General features: G+C 37.6%; 11 protein-coding genes. 4 read left to right on the top strand and 7 right to left on the bottom strand.

The features are described from left to right. Nucleotides 1–106: 106 nt before the first annotated feature. The 5 genes from AC0INN_RS20995 to hutI all read right to left on the bottom strand — a co-directional run bounded on the left by AC0INN_RS20995 (nucleotide 107) and on the right by hutI (nucleotide 7,103). On the bottom strand, nucleotides 107–1,399 hold the full coding sequence (locus AC0INN_RS20995) for an aldehyde dehydrogenase family protein (protein ID WP_273649625.1): 1,293 nt from the start codon (nucleotides 1,397–1,399) through the stop codon (nucleotides 107–109). Between the two features lie 135 nt (nucleotides 1,400–1,534). Continuing rightward, nucleotides 1,535–2,449, bottom strand: coding sequence for a formimidoylglutamase (gene hutG / locus AC0INN_RS20990; protein ID WP_273649626.1), 915 nt, complete (start codon nucleotides 2,447–2,449; stop codon nucleotides 1,535–1,537). A 21-nt stretch (nucleotides 2,450–2,470) separates the two neighbouring features. Then, nucleotides 2,471–3,556, bottom strand: a complete 1,086-nt coding sequence (locus tag AC0INN_RS20985) for a DUF695 domain-containing protein (protein ID WP_306614959.1) — start codon at nucleotides 3,554–3,556, stop codon at nucleotides 2,471–2,473. A gap of 102 nt (nucleotides 3,557–3,658) precedes the next feature. Further along, a complete protein-coding gene (locus AC0INN_RS20980; RefSeq protein ID WP_273649628.1) occupies nucleotides 3,659–5,656 on the bottom strand; it encodes a BCCT family transporter in 1,998 nt (665 codons plus the stop codon). Nucleotides 5,657–5,873: 217 nt separating this feature from the next. Further along, nucleotides 5,874–7,103, bottom strand: coding sequence for an imidazolonepropionase (hutI, locus tag AC0INN_RS20975; protein WP_273649629.1), 1,230 nt, complete (start codon nucleotides 7,101–7,103; stop codon nucleotides 5,874–5,876). A gap of 148 nt (nucleotides 7,104–7,251) precedes the next feature. On the opposite strand from hutI, the gene ruvB reads away from it, so the two are divergent. The 4 genes from ruvB to coaE all read left to right on the top strand — a co-directional run bounded on the left by ruvB (nucleotide 7,252) and on the right by coaE (nucleotide 10,494). Further along, nucleotides 7,252–8,274, top strand: coding sequence for a Holliday junction branch migration DNA helicase RuvB (gene ruvB, locus AC0INN_RS20970; RefSeq protein WP_172280723.1), 1,023 nt, complete (start codon nucleotides 7,252–7,254; stop codon nucleotides 8,272–8,274). An 83-nt stretch (nucleotides 8,275–8,357) separates the two neighbouring features. Further along, entirely contained in the window at nucleotides 8,358–8,969 is a 612-nt protein-coding gene (locus AC0INN_RS20965; protein WP_273649630.1) for an FMN-binding negative transcriptional regulator, read from the top strand. A gap of 21 nt (nucleotides 8,970–8,990) precedes the next feature. Next, the gene (locus AC0INN_RS20960; protein WP_273649632.1) at nucleotides 8,991–9,857 is read left to right on the top strand and encodes an MBL fold metallo-hydrolase; all 867 of its coding nucleotides are present in this window, start codon (nucleotides 8,991–8,993) and stop codon (nucleotides 9,855–9,857) included. 7 nt (nucleotides 9,858–9,864) lie between these two features. Then, a complete protein-coding gene (gene coaE, locus AC0INN_RS20955; RefSeq protein WP_172280729.1) occupies nucleotides 9,865–10,494 on the top strand; it encodes a dephospho-CoA kinase in 630 nt (209 codons plus the stop codon). A gap of 98 nt (nucleotides 10,495–10,592) precedes the next feature. Here the strand turns inward: coaE and AC0INN_RS20950 are convergent, their stop codons facing one another. Further along, nucleotides 10,593–17,048: a GEVED domain-containing protein gene (locus AC0INN_RS20950; protein ID WP_273649634.1), complete on the bottom strand. Its 6,456-nt coding sequence runs from the start codon at nucleotides 17,046–17,048 to the stop codon at nucleotides 10,593–10,595. Nucleotides 17,049–17,217: 169 nt separating this feature from the next. After that, nucleotides 17,218–20,238, bottom strand: coding sequence for a reprolysin-like metallopeptidase (locus tag AC0INN_RS20945; protein WP_306614952.1), 3,021 nt, complete (start codon nucleotides 20,236–20,238; stop codon nucleotides 17,218–17,220). Nucleotides 20,239–20,331: the final 93 nt, after the last annotated feature.

Raw genomic sequence — 20,331 nt, 5'->3', positions numbered from 1 at the left:
GCTTTTCAAAATTGATATAAAAAAGAGCTCCTGAAATAATATTCAGGAGCTCTTTTTATAATTATAATTTAGTATTAAAATCTTTAATACATCTACTGTTCAAAAATCAATTTCCCACAATTGTCTTCGGAGTAACAAACTCTTTTAATGCAATTAAAGAAAGCTCAGTACCGTATCCTGATGCTTTTGTTCCCCCAAAAGGAAAACGGGGATCAGAGCTGGTCATTCTATTGATGTTGACAGTCCCGGATTCCAAATTTTCAATAAAAAACATCTGACGGTCTGCATTTTGTGTCCAAACCGAATTGGAAAGTCCGAAAGGAATATCATTTGCCATTTGTAAAGCCTCATCATCATTCTTAGCAATCATCACCATACCTAATGGTCCAAACAACTCCTCCTGTAAAATAGGATTACCTTCCTGTACTCTTATCAGTCCAGGATTGAATTCATGATCGGAAATCCTTTCAAGAGGGATAATAATTTCTGCTCCGTTTTCTAAAGCTTTATTAAATTGTTTTTCAAGATCATCAGCCAGATCAGGTCTTGCCATACCGCTGATCTTTGTGTCTTTATCCATCGGATCAGCCGGAACAAATTTTTTGTACTCCTCTATGAATTTCGGTAAAAACTCATCCTCAACTTTCTCATCAATAATGAACCTTTTAGCAGCAACGCAGGTCTGTCCGCAATTTTGAAGTCTTGCCTGAGCTCCTACTTTTGCAGCTTTATCAAGATCAGCATCATCCAGAATGATAAAAGCATCACTACCTCCCAATTCAAGCAAAGATTTCTTAATATTCAATCCTGCAATAGAGGCTACCTCCCCTCCTGCTCTTCCACTTCCGGTTAAGCTTACTCCTTTCACGGCATCGTGTTCCAGGATTTCTTTCACTTCCTTATGTCCCACTTCTAAATTCTGGAAAACTCCTTGTGGAAAACCAGCTTCCAAAAATACCTGCTCTATGGCATTACCACTTCCAAAGCAGATAGAAGCATGCTTCAATACAACAGTGTTTCCGGATAAAATAGCCGGGGTTGCAAATCTTAAAACCTGCCAGAAAGGAAAATTCCATGGCATCACACCAAGAATCACTCCCTTCGGAATATAATGGACTTCAGAAAACTTATATTCAGATTCTATTTTTTCCGCCTTTAAAATATTTTCAGCCTCCGCATAATAATTCATCATTAATGCAGATTTCTCTACCTCAGCAATTGATTGTGAAATGGGCTTATTCATTTCCCTTGTAATGATCTCTCCGAATTTTTCTGAATTCGCTTTTAGCACCTCCGCAGCTTTTGCAATTAATTTTTGCCTTTCTTCAAAGGGCACTTTTTTCCATTCTGAAAAAGCCTTATCTGCAATAATAAGTTTATTTTCAATTGATTGTTCCATAATGTAATTTTTGTTTCAAATTCAAAATAAATGAATTAGAATGCTTTACCGTAAAGCATGGATGAAAGCAACAAATTTTGTTCCTTTAAGCAAAATAAAATAATGATTTTCTCTATTAAAAGAATATATTTTTTGTTATACCATAAACCATTCGTTGATCAGGCTAGCCGCAAGTCTTGCTGTTCTCTCCTGAATATCGTAAGAAGGGTTAACTTCTGCCACATCTAATGCGACCAGTTTTTCATTTTTCAAAATATGCCTGTAAAAATGCATAAATGTACTATCTGCAAAAATACCGTTATAGGCGGAAGCTGAAACTCCGGGCGCTACAGATGCATTAAAAACATCCATACATATGGTAAGATAAGCAACATCCACCTCATCCAACAAATCATTAATGCGTTGATAGATGGACGGCAGATTCTCAAAGAATAGTTCGTCTGCCAAAATATATTTCATTCCATATTGATGGGCCGTATCGAACAATTTCAGTGTATTGGAATTTCTTTGGATCCCGATATGCAGTGAGTGAATATCTCCTTCCTGGGCAATTTGCCAGAATCCGGTTCCGGAACTTGCTCCTACCCCTTCTTCCGGTTGGCGGTTGTCGAAGTGAGCATCAATATTTATAATCCCGATCTTCTGTTCGGGAAATGCAGTTTTTACACCCAGATAATGGGCATATGTAAGTTCATGTCCACCACCGATAACGAGAGATTTACCTCCTTTTAATAAAACCTTTGATACGTTTTTAGCAAGACTCTGCTGTGCTTTTTCAAGATGAGTATCCTCGCAGGTAATATTTCCAAAATCCCAAAACGAAAAATCGGGAAGGATTACAGGAAAATTAGACATGTTCTTTCTTATAATATCCGGAGCATCTTTCGCTCCCAATCTTCCTTTATTCCTTTTTACTCCTTCTTCTACAGCAAAACCATGCAAAACGAAATCATTAGTAGAAATAACATCGTAATCATTTTCAATTTTTACTCTTTGAAAAATTCTGTGATAAAGTAATTCTTCACCATCCAATCTTCCTTGCCAAATCATGATTTTATTTAATTTTTTAATTTATATAGTGTAACGTTCAAAACTTTGCCAGTATTTGTCTTTATAAATTTCAAGAGAAATTTCGTATTCGGGATGCTCAGCAATTACTTTCGGAATAACTCTGGAAGGGTCGCGGAAATCTTTGCTTGCAAAATAGCATTCTCTGAGATTATCTGCACTTTCGTGCCCTATATACAAATGTCCTTCCTCTACTTTTAATTTATTTATAATTTTTTCTTCAATCTCATTCAGCCTTTCATGATCATCATTTTCCGGAAGTCCGTTATTGCTTCTTCCTTCATATTGCATTCTTATCACTGAAATCCATGGATAGGAAGCTTTGGCATCATAGGTCAACAGTGATGTGTTCACTGTAGCAATAAGTGGCAACCCGTTTTGCAAACTTGCTTCCAACACCGAAAACTGTTCTTCATCATCAATGTTCTTTACATTTTTATATTTTTCTGTAAACTCTCTCTCCCTCCATGCAAGGAAATCTTTTAATTTAATGACTGGAATCAGTTCTTTTTTCGCTTCTTCCTTACTTATAATATTAAATGTGTCAATCTGTGTCGCAAAATTCAATTCGCCTAAAAAATTATCCAGAAAAACACAAATCCCTTTTACAACGGATTCTTTATTCTCTGGCATTAAACCTTCATATACAAAGGTAATGTCTATTTCATCAGGATACCCCTCGCTTTCATTCGGATAAAATAAAATGTTTTCACCGGTAAACTCTAGGCCGTCCATTTGAATTCCGTGAGCAGCATTCATCTCAGGTTTTAAAGCGGTAAATTTCCAACGCTTCAAAACAGGAGAAGCTTCAACAATTTCTTCTGCAAAAACAATATTTTTAATTTCGCCATCTACGGTAATAATGAGTTCTACAGTAGAGTCATCGTACATCCCAACGAGAAAGTAATATCCCTGATTAATCTGTTTAAGTCTGGGAGAAATAATATCGAAAAAACCACTTTCAATATGATCATGATTTTTTATAATTTCATAAAAATCCTTTTCCTTAGTCAGAAACCAATCCCAAAAATCATTGTAATTCCTGGTCGCATTACCGATATTTCTTATTTCCTTACCGAAGAATCCCATACTGTTTTATTTTATTTTCATCAATAGAGTTTTGTCCGGTAAAACTATATAATATTGTGCATATACTCAAACTCCTTTTAATCAATTACACGATGTTTCTTTTTATACTTTATTCTGATTGGCATTGCTGCTGATAAACATTTCATTCTTTTCTTCCGATACAATCTCCAGAAACCTCTCATAATGTTTCAGAACATCGGAGATCAATTCATTTTTAGTAAAATATTGTACATCATAACCTTCTCTTGCATCACCAAAATATGATTTCGGATAATGGGTGGTATTATGTTCCAGGTCCGGAAGATTTTCCTCATGGATAATATATTCTGATACCGTCTTTTCCTGGTTTTTAATTCCATAAATAAAGTTATTAACAACTCCATGATGAATTTCTATTTCTATTTTTGTAGGATTATCGCCGTAATTCATCTTCACTTCAATCCCATTATCTGCAAATTCTTTCTGCAGCTCCAGAAACCCTTCTTTCACTGTGGTATGGATAAAGCTATCCACGGATGAGTTGTCCTTAAAGGAAACAATACGCTTCAAACGTTCTTTCCAGAATTCACCGGACCATGGAACTGCAGAAGCCGAAAAGTTCCTGTCATAATATTTCTGATCGATGATCAGCGCCTTCATTAAGCTTACAATGAATAAAAGTACAATAATTGAAAATGGCAGGGCTGTGATTAATGTCATACTCTGGAGTGCTTTCAGGCCTCCTACATTAAGCAATAATAGTGACAGTACAGCTAGCAAAAGCCCCCAGAATATTAATTGCCATTTTGGAGATTTCTGCGCATTTTTGGTTGCGATACTATTCATTACAAATATTCCTGAATCTGCTGAAGTCACAAAAAAGATTATAATGATAACGATGACGAAGAAGCTTGTAATCGTAGATAAAGGCATGTATTCGAGAAAACGAAACATTAAAGCATCAGGATCAGATGCAAATTGGCTCAATTTACCATGCGCGATATTGAAATCAAACCAAATAGCACTGTTCCCAAAAACGGACATCCATATAAAATTAAATAATGTAGGCAGTATTAAAACAGCCAGAATAAATTCTTTAATGGTTCTTCCTTTTGAGATTCTAGCAATAAACAATCCTACATAAGGGGACCATGAAATCCACCACGCCCAATATAGAATCGTCCAGTCATAAAACCATGGCAGTGTATCTTTTTCGTAAACATGGGTACTAAAAGTAAGATCGAAAAAATTATTGATATAATTTCCCAAACCTTCGGTAAAGCTTCCGATCAAGTAAACGGTTGGTCCTAATATCAGCACAAACAACAGAAGAACAATTACACTGATGACATTGATATTACTCAATATCTTAACACCTTTGTTTACCCCGCTGATCGCCGAAAAAACCGACAGAGAAATGAGAATGAAAACAATAATGATCTGGTATATGAATTTATTTTCCGGGATTGCTCCCAATATGTGTAAGCCGGAATTGATCTGGACGACCCCAAAGCCTAATGTGGTGGTAATTCCAAAAAAGGTACAGCAAAGGGCAAAAATATCAATAACGTTTCCCCATTTTCCATTGATTCTATCTTTAAGCAAAGGATAAAAACAACTTCTCAGAGATAGTGGCAACCTGTATCGATAAGCAAAATAAGAAAGTGATAATCCTACAATCCCATAAATAGCCCACGCGTGGATTCCCCAATGAAAAAAGGTATAAAGCTGTGCCTGTTTCGCCCTGTTTACATAATGGTTATTACCAAAAACTTCAGAGGAGTAATGCTGCATAGGTTCCGCTACACTAAAATATATTAAACCAATCCCCATCCCTGCAGCGAACAGCATCGAAATCCATGAAAACAGAGAATACTCCGGCTTGCTGTCATTGGCTCCCAGTTTTATATTAGCATATTTACTAAACATAAGGTACACAAGAAAAATCACAAAGATGGTGACTGCCCAAACGTAAACCCAATTCAGGTTAACAAAAATGAATTCCTTAATTTCATTTAAGATACTTTCTGTAGATTTCGGGTAAATAGCTGACAGAAAACAAGTTCCTATAATAAAAATAAGACTTGGAATTGTTACTCCTTTATTAAATGTTGATTGCATACTTCGGAATTTCATCATATCTATTTTTCAAATTAAATTATTGATACATTATTCAGGCATAGCCGCAACAAAAGCATTCAAAAAGTAAGAAAAATAATATGATCTTTCTTTATCAGTACACTTAGGAACTACAGAATTACTTTTCACCCATGGAAAAATAACAGGAGCATATTAAGGAAACTTATAATAAGATAAACGGGAGAAAAGGTACTTTATATTACACTTTCCACTTTTCCCCATTGATATAAATATTTTCAGCGGTTAAACTTCCCTGATTATATAATACGTTTTGAAAATTATCGGTTTTAAAAGTTACAAAATCCGCTTTTAATCCCTTTTCTAACCTTCCCCTGTCTTCTAATCCCAGAGCATATGCCGAACGAAATGTAATACCTGCTAAAACTTCAGCGGTCGTTAACTTTTCGTATGTTGCTAAAATGGAAGCCTGGGTAATCAAGTTACCCATTGGTGCGGAACCCGGGTTCCAGTCACTGGCTATTGCAAGAATAGCTCCTGCATCCAACAACTTTCGTGCCGGAGTGAACTTCTCTCCCAGTCCTAAACTCGCTCCGGGCAGTGCTGTGGCCACTGTATTGGAATGAGCAAGAAATATGATGTCGTCATCAATTGTTGCCTCTAAATGGTCCGCAGACTGTGCTCCTACTTCTACTGCAATCCTTGAACTTCCGGGAGTAAATTGATCTGCATGAACAGTTATTTCAAAACCGAGCTCTTTAGTTCTTAATAAAAAATCCTTACTTTCTTCCGGTTGGAATGCTGACTTTTCAATAAAAATATCAACTCTCTTAGCAAGTCCTTCTTCTTTTACTTTAGGCAAAATTTCTGCGATAATAAAATCTAAATAAGATTTATTATCTCCCTCAAAATCTTTCGGCTTCAAATGTGCGGAAAGACAGGTAGGAATTAATGTGGCTGTGGTTAGGGTTTGTGCTTTTTTTATTATTCTCAGCATCTTGAGCTCATTTTCCACATCCAGACCATAGCCGCTTTTTACTTCAATGGTTGTAATTCCCAATGAAATAAGAAAATTGATCCTTTCTGATAAAGTTTTAAGCAACTCTTCTTCTGACGCATTTCTTGTATGTTGTACAGAACTCCAGATGCCTCCTCCGCTTTCAGCAATTTCAAGATAAGTTTTTCCTGCATTTCTCATGGCAAAATCATTTGCTCTGTTTCCTCCAAAGCAGATGTGAGTATGGGAATCTATGAAAGCAGGAAGCACGATCTGTTCACCTTCAACCTCTTCAATTGTTACATTGGGATATTCAGATCTTAATTCTTCGAAATTTCCAACTTTCTGAATGGTTTCACCTTCAATCAAAATACCTCCGTCAACTATAATTTCAAGTTGTTGATCAGATAATTTTCCTCTCAGTGAAAGATTAGCGAGTGTAATGATTTGCTTAAATGGTCCTATTAATTTCATAAGTAAATGGTCAGAAAATATTGTATTGGGATTTAAATTTCCATTCCAAAAATACTTAAAAAATATCTTTTAACCTTGATTTTTTAGCATAACCTTTTCCCCAACCTAAGTCTAAAATCCCTATCTTTGAGGTAAATGAAATGAATTAATGCCTGATTTTTTACATCCAGATAAGGAAAACTTTTCTCATGAAGAGCTCATGCAGGAAGAACAGATTCGTCCCCAGAGTTTTAAGGATTTTGCGGGACAGAGAAAGACGTTGGAAAATCTTGAAGTATTTGTAACTGCGGCTAAAAAGCGAGGCGGAGCCCTTGACCATGTTCTTCTTCACGGGCCTCCGGGACTTGGAAAAACAACTTTAGCGAACATCATTGCGAATGAATTGGGTGTGAATTGTAAAATAACATCAGGTCCAGTTCTTGATAAACCGGGAAGTCTGGCCGGCCTTTTAACCAATCTGGAAGAAAATGACGTTCTCTTTATTGATGAGATCCACCGTCTATCACCTGTTGTGGAAGAATATCTTTATTCTGCGATGGAAGATTATAAGATTGATATTATGCTGGAAACAGGTCCTAATGCAAGGAGTGTACAGATCGGGCTCAATCCTTTTACACTGGTTGGAGCAACTACAAGAAGCGGAATGCTTACCAAACCCATGTTGGCGAGATTCGGTATCCAAAGCAGGCTTGAATATTATACCATAGAACTTTTATCCATGATCATCATAAGAAGTTCCAGAGTTCTTGGAGTAAAAATTTACGAGGATGCAGCCATTGAAATTGCAAGAAGAAGCCGCGGAACTCCCAGAATTGCCAATGCTTTATTGCGAAGGGTACGAGATTTTGCAGAAATAAAAGGTAATGGAGAAATAGAGATCAATATCACAAAATATGCGCTCAATTCTCTGAATGTTGATGAATTTGGGTTGGATGAAATGGATAACAAGATCATGCGTGTCATGATTGAAAATTTTAAAGGAAAACCTGTAGGTATTTCAGCACTGGCAACCTCTATCGCTGAAAACCCGGAGACATTGGAAGAGGTTTATGAGCCTTTCTTAATTCAGGAAGGATTTATTATCCGTACCCCAAGGGGAAGAGAGGTGACAGAAAAAGCCTATAAACACTTGCAGATTCCGATACCTAAAAATCCGGGGGAGCTTTTTTAGGCTTGTTATTTAAAATATAATCGAGCTGATAAAGGTGTTGATCTTTTAGCCTTATGATAAGAAATATAAAGAGTTATTAATTAATGTTTATACCGAAGCTATACAGAAGTGAGGATTATAATGTAATGCGTGAAATCATTAGAGACAATGCTTTCGCTTTACTTATCTCTTCAGTCGACAAGATACGGGCCACTCATTCCATGATGATGCTTAATGAGGATGATCCGGATCACATTTATATTGAAACTCATATTTCCAAAGCCAATCCACAGGCAAAAACACTGAAAAAAGGAGATGAGGTATTATGTGACTTTTTAGGAGCACACACTTATATTTCCAGTAGCTGGTATGATCATATCAATGTTTCAACATGGAATTATGAAGCTGTACAAATTCATGGTAAAGTAGAACTTATGAATAATGAAGAACTTTACGCGCATCTGGAAAAGTTAACCAATAAGTATGAAAAGTTTCAAAAATGCCCTGTACTGGTAAAGGATATGGGTAAAGATTTTGTAGAAAAAGAAATGAAAGGAGCATTTGGAATAAAAGTAATACCAACGGAGATCTTTATTAAACAAAAACTTTCCCAAAACAGGAAAGAAAAAGATTATCAAAATATTATTTCCCATCTTGAAAATTCGGATGAGCAGGGAAAAAAGATTGCTGAAAAAATGAAACTTAACAAAAATTAAATACATAAAACATAATATTATATGAAGCTATATCCAATACAATGTGGAAAATTTAAGCTGGACGGCGGCGCTATGTTCGGAGTCGTCCCAAAGAGTCTGTGGGAAAAAACCAATCCTGCAGACGAAAGAAACCTGATAGAACTGGGAACTCGATCTTTGCTTATTGAAGATGGTAAGAAACTGATTTTAGTGGATTGCGGTCTGGGAAATAAACAGGATGAGAAATTTTTCGGACATTATTCTCTTTGGGGAGATGATAATTTAGATAAAAACCTTAAAAAATATGGCTTTGTAAAGGAAGACATTACTGATGTTTTTCTTACCCATCTTCATTTTGACCACTGTGGAGGAGCCATCGAATGGAATAACGATAAAACGGGGTACAGACCGGCTTTTAAAAATGCTCATTTCTGGACCAATGAAAACCACTGGCAATGGGCTACTGAGCCTAATCCGCGAGAAAAAGCAAGTTTTTTAAAAGAAAATATCATTCCTATGCAGGAAAGTGGTCAACTGAATTTTTTACCACTACCAACGACAGGAAACTATGGTTTCGCCCCGGACTTGAAAATGGATGTTATTTTTGTTGACGGACATACCGAAAAGCAAATGCTTCCTGTAATTCAATATCAGGAAAAAACAATCGTTTTTGCTGCAGACCTTATCCCTACAGCCGGACATATCAACCAGGTTTATGTGATGGGATATGATACAAGACCTCTCTTGACAATGGAGGAAAAAGGAAAATTTTTAAAGCAATGTGTCGATAACGAATATTTATTGTTTTTCGAGCATGACGCACATAATGAGCTGGCCAGTCTGAAAATGACAGATAAAGGAGTAAGGCTTGATGAAGTTCACAGTTTTAATGACGTTTTCGGATATTAATTGAAGTATGGAAGAATTGAATTCAGAAACACAAAAAGCAGAACCGGAACCAGCACCCAAGATCATTGGCCTTACTGGTGGAATAGGTTCAGGAAAAACAACGGTAGCCCATTTTATTGAAGAATGCGGATTTCCGGTTTATTACTCTGACGACAGAGCAAAAACCATTGTCAATGACAATGATACCCTAAAAGAAAAGATTAAAGAGCTCTTAGGAGCACAGTCTTATGATAATACCGGCCTTTATGACCGGAAATATGTTGCAGACAAAGTTTTTAATAATTCGGATCTACTGCAAAAATTAAATGAAATCATACACCCCGCTGTACGAATTGATTTTGAACAATGGGTAAAAGAACAGTCAAAATATTTAGTTTTTAAGGAAACTGCCTTATTATTTGAATTAAAGCTTAATCTGCAGTGCTACAAATCACTTTTAGTAACTGCACAAGACAACATAAGAATAAAAAGGGTAATGGACAGGGACAACAAAACCTATCGCGAAGTACAGGCTATTATGGAGCGGCAAATGCCCGAAAAAGAGAAAATAAGGCTTGCTGATTATATCATCTATAATGACACTAATTTAGAAGATTTAAAAGAGCGGACAGAACGCACCATCTTCGAAATAGAATAAAAAAAAGAGCTCGTTAGAAAATAATTCTAACGAGTTTTTTATGTAAAAAAATAAGCTCTCATTTCTGAGAGCTCATTTTTTAATAGTAAATAATTTAATTATTCTTTGATAAACTTCTTCTGAGCTGTGCCCTGAACATCATCGATATCGATAACATATACTCCATTTATCAATCCGCTTACATCAATCTTATTATTGAGTATAATTCCTCCGGAAACAAGCTGACCTGCTGCGTTGTATAGCTTATAATTAGCTTTCTTGCTAATATTTTTCACATACAATATACTGCTTACCGGATTAGGATAGATCAGAATTTCAGTCTGGTTAACAGGATTAGGTACTGCCTGCTTAGAAATTCTTACGGTATAATCTTCAACTTCTCCGTTTGCAAAACTTATACAATTCACAGGAATCGCATCTTTCTGCATGGCAACTCTCATCACAACATATTTAAAATCCGTCATGCTGATGAATGCATCCGCCGGTACACTGAACGTTCCTTTAACAGGGGTTGTTGAGTTAGGCGAAGACACAAGGATTCTTTCATTAGGATCAAATGTTCCACTTCTGTCGAAATCTATCCATACGGCAATACCTTCATTATTCGTTGTTCCTGTCCATGATTTAGCAATTGAAATCTCATTACCAGTAGATCCCTGAATCAATTCAATAAACTTGGTAGGATCTCCGGTAAAGTCTGAATAATTCTGAGCATTTGAATCATTTGACATTTGCGGTTTACCAGTAGGTTTTACCGTAACGTTTGAAATGTATTCACTCACAGAACTTCCAGACGACATCTGACAATAAATAACGGTAGGTGTTGTAAAGAAGTATGGTTGTGTATACGTACCAGGAGTACCGCTACAAATATTAGCAACCTGTAATTCGTATTTCGTCAGCTCTGTTAATCCCGTAAGGGTAAGTGTATTGGTAGCCACCGGAACCGTTGTCCAGCTCGGAATACCTACTTTTCTGTATCTTAAGATATAAGTAGCTCCCGGGAATGGATCCCAAACGACAACAGCTGTTGTAGGAGTCAGGTTAGTGATGGTTAAGCCCGGAGGTGGTAATTCACATGTCCTTTCTGTAGTAAATACTTTAGGATTTGAATATGGATTGATTGTAGTCTCACCCACACACTTGTTAGCCACCTGAACCTCATAAGTAGTGTAAGGGCTTAATCCTGTCAACTGATAAGAGTTCCCAGGTGTTACCGGCACAGTTACATCCACCCACGTGGTTGTTCCCACGACTCTGTATCTTAATACATACGTTGAACTTGGCGCAATTGGTGCCCATGTTACTAATGCAGAGTTTGTTGTTACGTTACTGATTGTTACAGTAGGAGGCGTAGGATCACATCTGGTAGAGAATGTTTTAATCGCGGTAAATGTACCTGGTGTTGTACCACAGCTTGCAGCAACCTGCACCTCATAAGTAGTAGCAGGAGTTAAACCTGTTAACTGAATTGGAGGGTTACCAAGAAGAGTAGAAACGTTAATACTCGTCCACGCAGTAGATCCTAAAGGTCTGTACTGTAAAATATAGGTAAGCCCATTGGTTACACCAGTCCAGTTTACTATTGCTGAAGTATGGGTAATCGTATTAAACGCAAGATTTGTAGGTGTACCTGTTGCACATGGTCTTATTCTCACTGCATAATCTTCCACTTCACCATTCACAGCTACCTGACACATTACAGGAGAACTAGAACGTTTTAGCACCACTCTCATTGTTGTTGTAAGAGGTCCGCTGTATGCAGTAGACGGAACATTGAACAATGCATTAACAGTACTTGTTGAATTGGAAGCTACTGCCATGATTTGTTCATTTGTCTCGAATACCCCATTTCGGTTAAAGTCGATCCAGGCACTTACAGCATCACTGTTGGTTGCTCCTGCCCATCCTTTAGTTACGGCGATTTTATTTCCCGTTGAGCCAAGCTCAAGGTTAATCAACGTAGCTGGTGTAGTATAACTGATATAGTTTGTCTGTAATGAGGTATTACTCATTGGAGCAATTCCCGGATTTACAGAAGTCACTGTTACATTAGCTATATAATCATTGGTTCCTGTTCCTGTCATGTTACAATAACTGATAGCAGTCGTTGTAAATGGAATTGAAGCAGAGAAGGCACCTAATGTACCACTACATCTTGTGGCAACCTGTACCTGATATCCGGTTAATTCGGTAAGACCAGTAATTGTGTAGCTATTTCCAGGTGCAAGTACAGGATCAATTGTTGTCCATGCTCCTGTAGCCCCTAATCTCCATCTTAATACATAAGTAGCCCCCGTAGATGCTAACCAGGAAACATTAGCAGTAGTCGCAGTAATGTTGGATACTGTAATATTGCTTGGAGGAGCTGTCGTACATGGTTGAATGTCTACAAATTTAACTGCATAATCTTCTACTTCACCATTACTTGTTAAGTTCTGACATGCATTATCAATTGTATTATAGTATACGATAACACGCATTTTGACAATGTTCGTTCCTGTATATGCATTAGCAGGAACCGTGAAAGTAGCAGTCACAGGAGTAGTACTGGAATATCCAAGATTCATTACTCTCTCCGTACCATTATCAAACACGCCGTCTCCGTTATAATCAATCCATACTGATGTAGCATACGTACTTGATAAGATCACTCTACCAATAGAAATATTATTTCCGGTAGAACCGCGAACAAATGTAATAAGTTTAGTAGGGTCAGTAGAATAATCTGTATACGTCGTTGCTCCAGAATTATTGATCATCATAATCGAATTCGTTGGAGTAACGGTTACATTATTTATATATCCGTCACCTACAGTCGCAGTACCGGAGTTACAGTAACTAACGGCCAGTGTTGTGAAATTCACAGATGTAGACCAAGGTCCCTGAGTTCCTCCACAAATGGTTGCCACCTGCACTTCATAAGCAGTGGTTGCATTTAAGTTAAGGATCGTATAGGTATTTCCAGGCGCCGGAACAGGATTAACTGTTGTCCAGGCTGCTGCTGCTGTAGCCTTATATCTTAATACATAAGTAGCACCTGTAGAGTTTAACCAGGAAACCGTCGCAGTAGATGCACTAACACCTGTTACAGAAATTGGCGAAGGCGCAGCTGTAGAACATGGTTGTAGGTCTACAATTTTAACAGCATAATCCTCTACTTCACCATTAGTAACATTGACACATGGATCATTGATATTTGATGAAGAAATGATGACTCTCATTCTAAGGGTAAGCGGACCATTATACGATGTGTTTGGAACCGTATATGTTGCCGTAATCGGAGTTGTAGTACTCGTTGTACTGTTGATTACCCTTTCATTGTTTTCAAAAATTCCGTTTCTGTTAAAATCGATCCATGCTCCGACAGCCAGAGATGGAGGGAATGTACTTGGTGTGATCCATGATTTGCTCACAGAAATTGCATTATTTGCAGATCCACGTACTAACGTAATCAATTTAGTTGGATCAACGGAATAATCAGTATAAGAGTTTGCTCCGGAATCATTATTCATAATATATGAATTGGTCGGAGTCATCTTAACATTTGAAATATATCCGTTGGTACTGTTACCTGTTACTGTACAGTAGTTAACCGCCGGAGTACTGAACTGAACAGGAGCTGTAAATGTTCCAGTAGTCCCGGAACAAATATATGCCACACGAACTTCATACTGTGAAGATTCTGTTAAACCTGTAATCGTATAAGCACTGGTTGTTAATGGAACAGGTATCCATGCGGTTGCGCCAACAGCTCTGTATTCAAGTATATAGGTTGCTCCTACAGCTGGATCCCACATTACGTAAGCTGATGTAGCCGTAATATTTGTTACGCTTAAGTTCAATGGAGCATTACTTGTACAAGGTATAGGCTGAATTAATTTCACAGCATAATCTTCTACTTCTCCATAAGTAAAGTTCTGACACATCACAGAAGGTGAGCTAAAGCTTAGAGCCACTCTCATTCTTGTTGTAGAAGGTCCATTATATGCATTGGCAGGAACTGGGAATGTAGCTGTAACCGGGGTAGTTGTACTTGCCGGAGAAGTCATTACCTGTTCATTTGTTTCAAAAATTCCGTTTCGGTTAAAGTCAATCCATACATTCACAGCTTCACTATATGTACTACCCGTCCACCCTTTCGAAACAGAAATTGTATTGTTAGCAGACCCGATCACAAGATTTACCAAAGCACTTGGTGTCGTCGTGTAATCAGTATAGGTAGTTCCTAAAGAAGTATTACTCATTACGGCAGCCCCCGTAGGTGTTACTGTAACATTAGCAATATACTCATCATTAGAATTGCTTGACTGCATCTGACAGTAGTTTAGTCCCGGTGTTGTAAAGTTAACAGAGGCAGAGAAAGTACCCTGCGTTCCTGAACATACATTAGCAACCTGAACTTCGTATTGAATTCCATCCGTAAGACCTGTTAATACTGTAGTATTGGTCGTTGCATTTACTGTAATCCATGTTGCACTTCCAACAGGACGATACTGAACAACGTAAGTTGCTCCGGCAGAAGCTGCCCAGGAAACAGTAGCCTGAGTCTGAGTAACTGCAGAAACTGTAATACCAGTCGGCGCAGCTCCAGTACATGCAGCTAAACTCGCTACTGTAGCACTGCCAATGGCATAAAATACATTTCCGATCGCACTTACTCTGATTTTCACGGTAGACCCTAATGTTAAAGCTCCAAAAGTTAAGCTTTCACTTCCATCATTAGGAGTAGATGGCGCCAAAACATTCCAGGTAACTCCATTGTCCGTAGTGTAATCTATTTTAACATTAGCAACACTGTAAGGAGCAGCTGTGGTATTTACCACATCCCAGGTTACAGTGCTTGGTCCGTTATTATAAGCTGTTGCTGTTGTAACCTTGAAAGGTCCTGCACTACCTACGATAATTGTTTGTTCAGCAAACTGTGTCTGCTGTTGATTCGCAATGGGACTATTATCTCTTACTGTTACAGAGAACTTGGTTGTTCTCGCAACATTAGAAACAGATTCCCATCCATTATTCGAATTGTTAAGAACTCCGGCAAGCACAGAAGATAATTTAGGAAAATATCTTGTTGGACTTGTCGTTGGCAATACCGATCTAAAGGTTGCACCTGAAGTTGTTGTTCCTAAATTATTCTTGTTAATAGTAACGCTTGCATTATCCACTTCTTCCCAGGTATAGGTCATTGGATCATTTTCCGCATCGGTGGCAGAAGCTGTTAATACGAATGCTGTTCCTTTAGGAATATTATAAGTTGGTAATGCAGAAATCACAGGTGGATTGTTGGCAACTGTAGTTTCAACATCACAGGTTTTAGAAATTAGGTTAGCCTGTACCTGCTTGATACTGGCGATATGAAAATAATCATCTGAGTGAGGCTGAACATCGGTATTAGCTCCGGTAATTCCTGCATACCCCATAATTGTGGATCCAGAACCGGGTTCCATATTCACCCCTGTTCCTTCAAGACCGTGAGAAAATGTATGGTTTGCTCCTAACTGATGACCCATTTCATGGGCAACATAATCAATATCAAAATTATCTCCTTGTGGAATCCCATCTGCTGGCGATGTATATCCAGATCCTTTTCCTTTCGGAACTCCTGTAGTTGGATCTACGCAAACGCATCCGATACATCCTGCATTACCTCCACCTCCGGAAGCACCAAATAAATGCCCTATATCGTAATTGGCATTACCTACATTAGCCGTTAAAGTATTTTGCAATTCTAGATTCCATGCACCTCCAGCTCCTGCAGCAGCCGGAGAATAGGGGTCGGTTGCCGGGTTGGTATAAATTACACCCGGAAAGTTCTGTAAATTTAAGTGTAATGCAAAATCTTTTTCAAATACACCATTTACCCGGGTAAGCGTTGCATTAATAGCCGCCATCGCCCCAGGAACTGTTCCTCCATGAAACTGGGTATACTCTCCTGTTACAGACATTACCAATCTCATCGTTCTGTACTTCTTATCTGAAGACTTCGCAAAATTAGTGGTCTGATTGCTAAATGCAGATCCCTTCTGATAAAGTTTGTTGATCTCTTCCTTATCCAAAAGGCTTTCATTCATAGAGCATAGAAAACCTTCTTTGCTCTTATCAGTTTTCGGATGCACACCGTAAACTGTCTTTTCTCTATTTAAAGGTTCTACAAATTCAGCGATCCCGTTTTTGATGATCATAGACTGAAAATCATTCGGCGCCAAACTGAACCTCAGATACTTACCCGGATCATCGATTCCGACTCCGACATAAGATCCAAGTTGATACTCGTCTGCCAGTTCTTTTACAACAACCGGAAAGCTGTAAACGGCAAACCTTTCAATTTTCCCATCCATGGTTGGCAATGAAATTGTTACAGGTCTGGCATTCTTGCCCGTCTCCTGTGCATTGGCCAGTTGGGATTTTAATAAGGGAATGTCTAGAGAGTAATAGTTCTTAATTTCAGAACTTCCTCTGATTTTATCTCCTCTGAAAGATGTCGGGCTCCATTGTGCACTGGTGACCACAAACAGACAGAGAAGAAAGAAAGAAGTAAAAATTTTCTTCATAAGCTTCTCAATATATTATATTAATTACACAAATCTAATCATTTTTCATTATTAATTTGTGGCTACAATCATTTTTTTTATACAAATTTCACAATAATATATTTTATAAGTTCAAAATAAAAAAATCCCCAGGATTACCTGAGGATTTTTTATTGATAAAAATAATATCTTACTTTTTAATGAATTTGGAAGTAAATACATCTTTTCCTTTGTCATCAATTGTAATTACATAGCCACCTTTGATCAAAGCAGAAACATTAATTTTTCCACCATTGATATTCCCGCTGTCTACCAACTGACCCGCAGCACTATAAATTTTATATGCAGCTTTATCAGAAACTTTAGTAATGTTTAACACATCACTTGCCGGATTAGGATATATCTGGATACCATCCTTTTTAATAGCAGTATCAGAAGTTCCTAAATTAGAAGCAATGATCACATTATAATCCTCAACTTCTCCGTTCGGGAAACCTCCACATGCAAAAGAATCTGGAATAGTAGCGCCTATACCTGCAGGATTTATCAGAACAGTAACAACTCTCATTCTTAAAGGAGTATTAGTCATAGCACTTGCAGGCACCGTAAAGTTTCCTGTCTTAACTGTAGCTCCAACCGGTAATGCTACCACAGGCATATTTAAAACTCTTTCATTAGCTTCAAAAACCCCATTCTTATTATAATCAATCCATGCAGCCATACCATTAACTGAAGCACCACTGATTGTTGTAGTAACGGAAACACTTATTGAATTAGTACTATTAGGCAACAAAGTAGGTTGTAATGCAGCATTAGTGGTAAAGTTTGAGTATGAACTTCCTACAGTAGTATTATTTACTGTTCCCAACGTTACATTGGAAATATAATTAACTTGTCCACTTGTACTTGATGAAGTACAGTAAGTTACAGCTGAAGTGGTAAAGTTTGTCGAAGCTGAATATGCACCTGGAGTTCCAGAACAAACTGCAGATATCTGCACTTCGTAAGCTGTTCCATCTGTTAATCCTGTTAATGTTACTATTGGAGAAGTAGAAGTTGTTTGTTGCCAAACAGCCTGCCCTACTTTTCTATAACGGATATTATATGTTGCATTAGCTACCGGAGTCCAGCTGATCGTTGCTCCGTTAATTGTAATATTACTTGTAGTAATTCCGGTAGGAGCCGTACCATCACAAGGAGCAAAAGCTTCAACAGTAATAGGCTTCACAGCATAGAAAATATTTCCGATAGCAGAAATTCTCAATTTAATCACCTGCCCGTTCAATGAAGTCGGGAACGTATAAGATTCTGATCCGTCATTAGGTGTTGAGGCAGAAAGCACAGTCCATGTTGTCCCGTTATTTGTTGTATAATCAATTTTAACGTTTGCTACACTGTAAGGAGCTGCTGTAGTACCTGCAACATCCCACTCTATTGGTGTAGGAGTATTGACGTTGGCATATTGTGTATTAACCTTAAATGGACCATTGTTCCCAACAACAACTGTTTGAATATTATAATCTGATTGTTGTTGAGCAGGATTAGTATTATTATCTCTTACGGTTACGGCAAAATTAGTAGTTCTTGCAACTTGTGAAACTGATTCCCATGTATTATTGCTATTATCTAAATATCCATTTAATACAGATTCTAATTTAGGAAAATAACGGGTTGGGCTTGTGGTTGGATTCACAGATCTGAAAGTGGCACCACTACTTGTTGTCCCAAGGTTATCTTTATCTATCTCAACGGAGGCATTATCAATTTCTTCCCATGCATACGTCATAGGATCGTTTTCTGCATCCGTAGCAGAAGCCGTTAATACAAATGCAGTTCCTTTAGGGATGTTATAATCCGGCATATCTGCAATCACAGGAGGATTATTGGTAATTGTAGTTTCTACATCACAAGTTTTATCAATCAGGTTTTCATTAATCTGGTCAATACTTACAATATGGAAATATGGATCAGAATGCGGCTGAACATCAGTAGTAGCTCCGGTGATACCAGCATATCCCATAATGGTAGACCCTGACCCTGGCTCCATATTTGTTCCTGCACTCTCTAAAGAATGAGCAAAGGTATGAGTTGCCCCTAATTGATGTCCCATTTCGTGAGCAACAAAATCTATATCAAACGTATCCCCTGATGGCGGAGCTGCTGCACTAGGATTTACACTCCCTGTTAAAGGAGAAGTAATACCAGACCCCTTCCCATAACCCGCTACAGGATCATAAGTAGTCCCTACAGGGTTAAGGCAAACGCAACCAATACAACCAGCATTTCCTCCTCCTCCGGAAGCGCCAAATAAATGTCCTATATCATAATTAGCCTGTCCAACATTAGTTGCCAGTATATCTCTAAGAGACGTATTCCATGAAGATGGAGGTTGATTGGCATTTGTTACTGTAGCATATGGATCCGACGTAGGATCGGCATAAATAAGCGCCGGATAATTTAATACATTTAAATGCAAAGCAAAATCTTTTTCAAAAACAAAGTTTACTCTTGTTATCGTAGCATTAATTTGCGCAAGAGCCTGAGGTACTCCTCCAAAATACTGGGTATACTCTCCTGTAACAGACATTGCTAATCTTAGTGTTCTATACTTCTTATCATAACTTTTATTAGTAAAGCCTAACTGACTTGATGCAGATTTGCCTTTTTTAAGCAATTCATCGATTTGCTTTACGGAAGATGGAGCTTCTGCTGTACTACATACAAATGCTTTATCTCCTGTTTTTGCTGTTTTAGGATGCACATAGTATAATCCTGTTGATTTGTCTACAGGTTCTACAAATTCATAACTTCCATTATTGAATAACATCGATTGGAAATCATTTGGAGCGACAGAAAATCGGATACTTTGTGAAGGATCATCAACTGCTGTTCCTACATATGAGCCTAATTCATATTGATCAGCAAGCTCTTTCACCACAACAGGAAAACTATAAACATTAAAGTTTTTAATCTTACCATCCAGTGTCGGAATAGAAACAACAACCGGTTTAGCATTACGCCCAGCTTCCTGCGCGTTTTTCAATTGAGATCTTAATTGGTTCAAATCCAATTTGAAATAAGATGCAACAGCCACAGCCTTTACATCACCACCTCTTTTTTTGTTATCTAGTTTAGCAGCAGCTGGCGTCCATTGTGCAACGGCAGAACCACCGACTAAACTACAAAACAAAATAGTAAGTAATTTCTTCATAAATTAATATATTTTTAAATTCACATTTAACAAAAATATAAAATATAGAAGAGATATTTTACATAAAACACAATAAATATACAGATAAACTCA

The organism is Chryseobacterium subflavum, assembly GCF_055762745.1.
This window is presented reverse-complemented; position numbering and strand designations above follow the sequence as displayed.

Coding starts and splice junctions, on each gene's coding strand:
- AC0INN_RS20995 (WP_273649625.1), bottom strand. CDS start 1,399: ATGGAACAATCAATTGAAAATAAACTTATTATTGCAGATAAGGCTTTT.
- hutG (WP_273649626.1), bottom strand. CDS start 2,449: ATGATTTGGCAAGGAAGATTGGATGGTGAAGAATTACTTTATCACAGA.
- AC0INN_RS20985 (WP_306614959.1), bottom strand. CDS start 3,556: ATGGGATTCTTCGGTAAGGAAATAAGAAATATCGGTAATGCGACCAGG.
- AC0INN_RS20980 (WP_273649628.1), bottom strand. CDS start 5,656: ATGCAATCAACATTTAATAAAGGAGTAACAATTCCAAGTCTTATTTTT.
- hutI (WP_273649629.1), bottom strand. CDS start 7,103: ATGAAATTAATAGGACCATTTAAGCAAATCATTACACTCGCTAATCTT.
- ruvB (WP_172280723.1), top strand. CDS start 7,252: ATGCCTGATTTTTTACATCCAGATAAGGAAAACTTTTCTCATGAAGAG.
- AC0INN_RS20965 (WP_273649630.1), top strand. CDS start 8,358: ATGTTTATACCGAAGCTATACAGAAGTGAGGATTATAATGTAATGCGT.
- AC0INN_RS20960 (WP_273649632.1), top strand. CDS start 8,991: ATGAAGCTATATCCAATACAATGTGGAAAATTTAAGCTGGACGGCGGC.
- coaE (WP_172280729.1), top strand. CDS start 9,865: ATGGAAGAATTGAATTCAGAAACACAAAAAGCAGAACCGGAACCAGCA.
- AC0INN_RS20950 (WP_273649634.1), bottom strand. CDS start 17,048: ATGAAGAAAATTTTTACTTCTTTCTTTCTTCTCTGTCTGTTTGTGGTC.
- AC0INN_RS20945 (WP_306614952.1), bottom strand. CDS start 20,238: ATGAAGAAATTACTTACTATTTTGTTTTGTAGTTTAGTCGGTGGTTCT.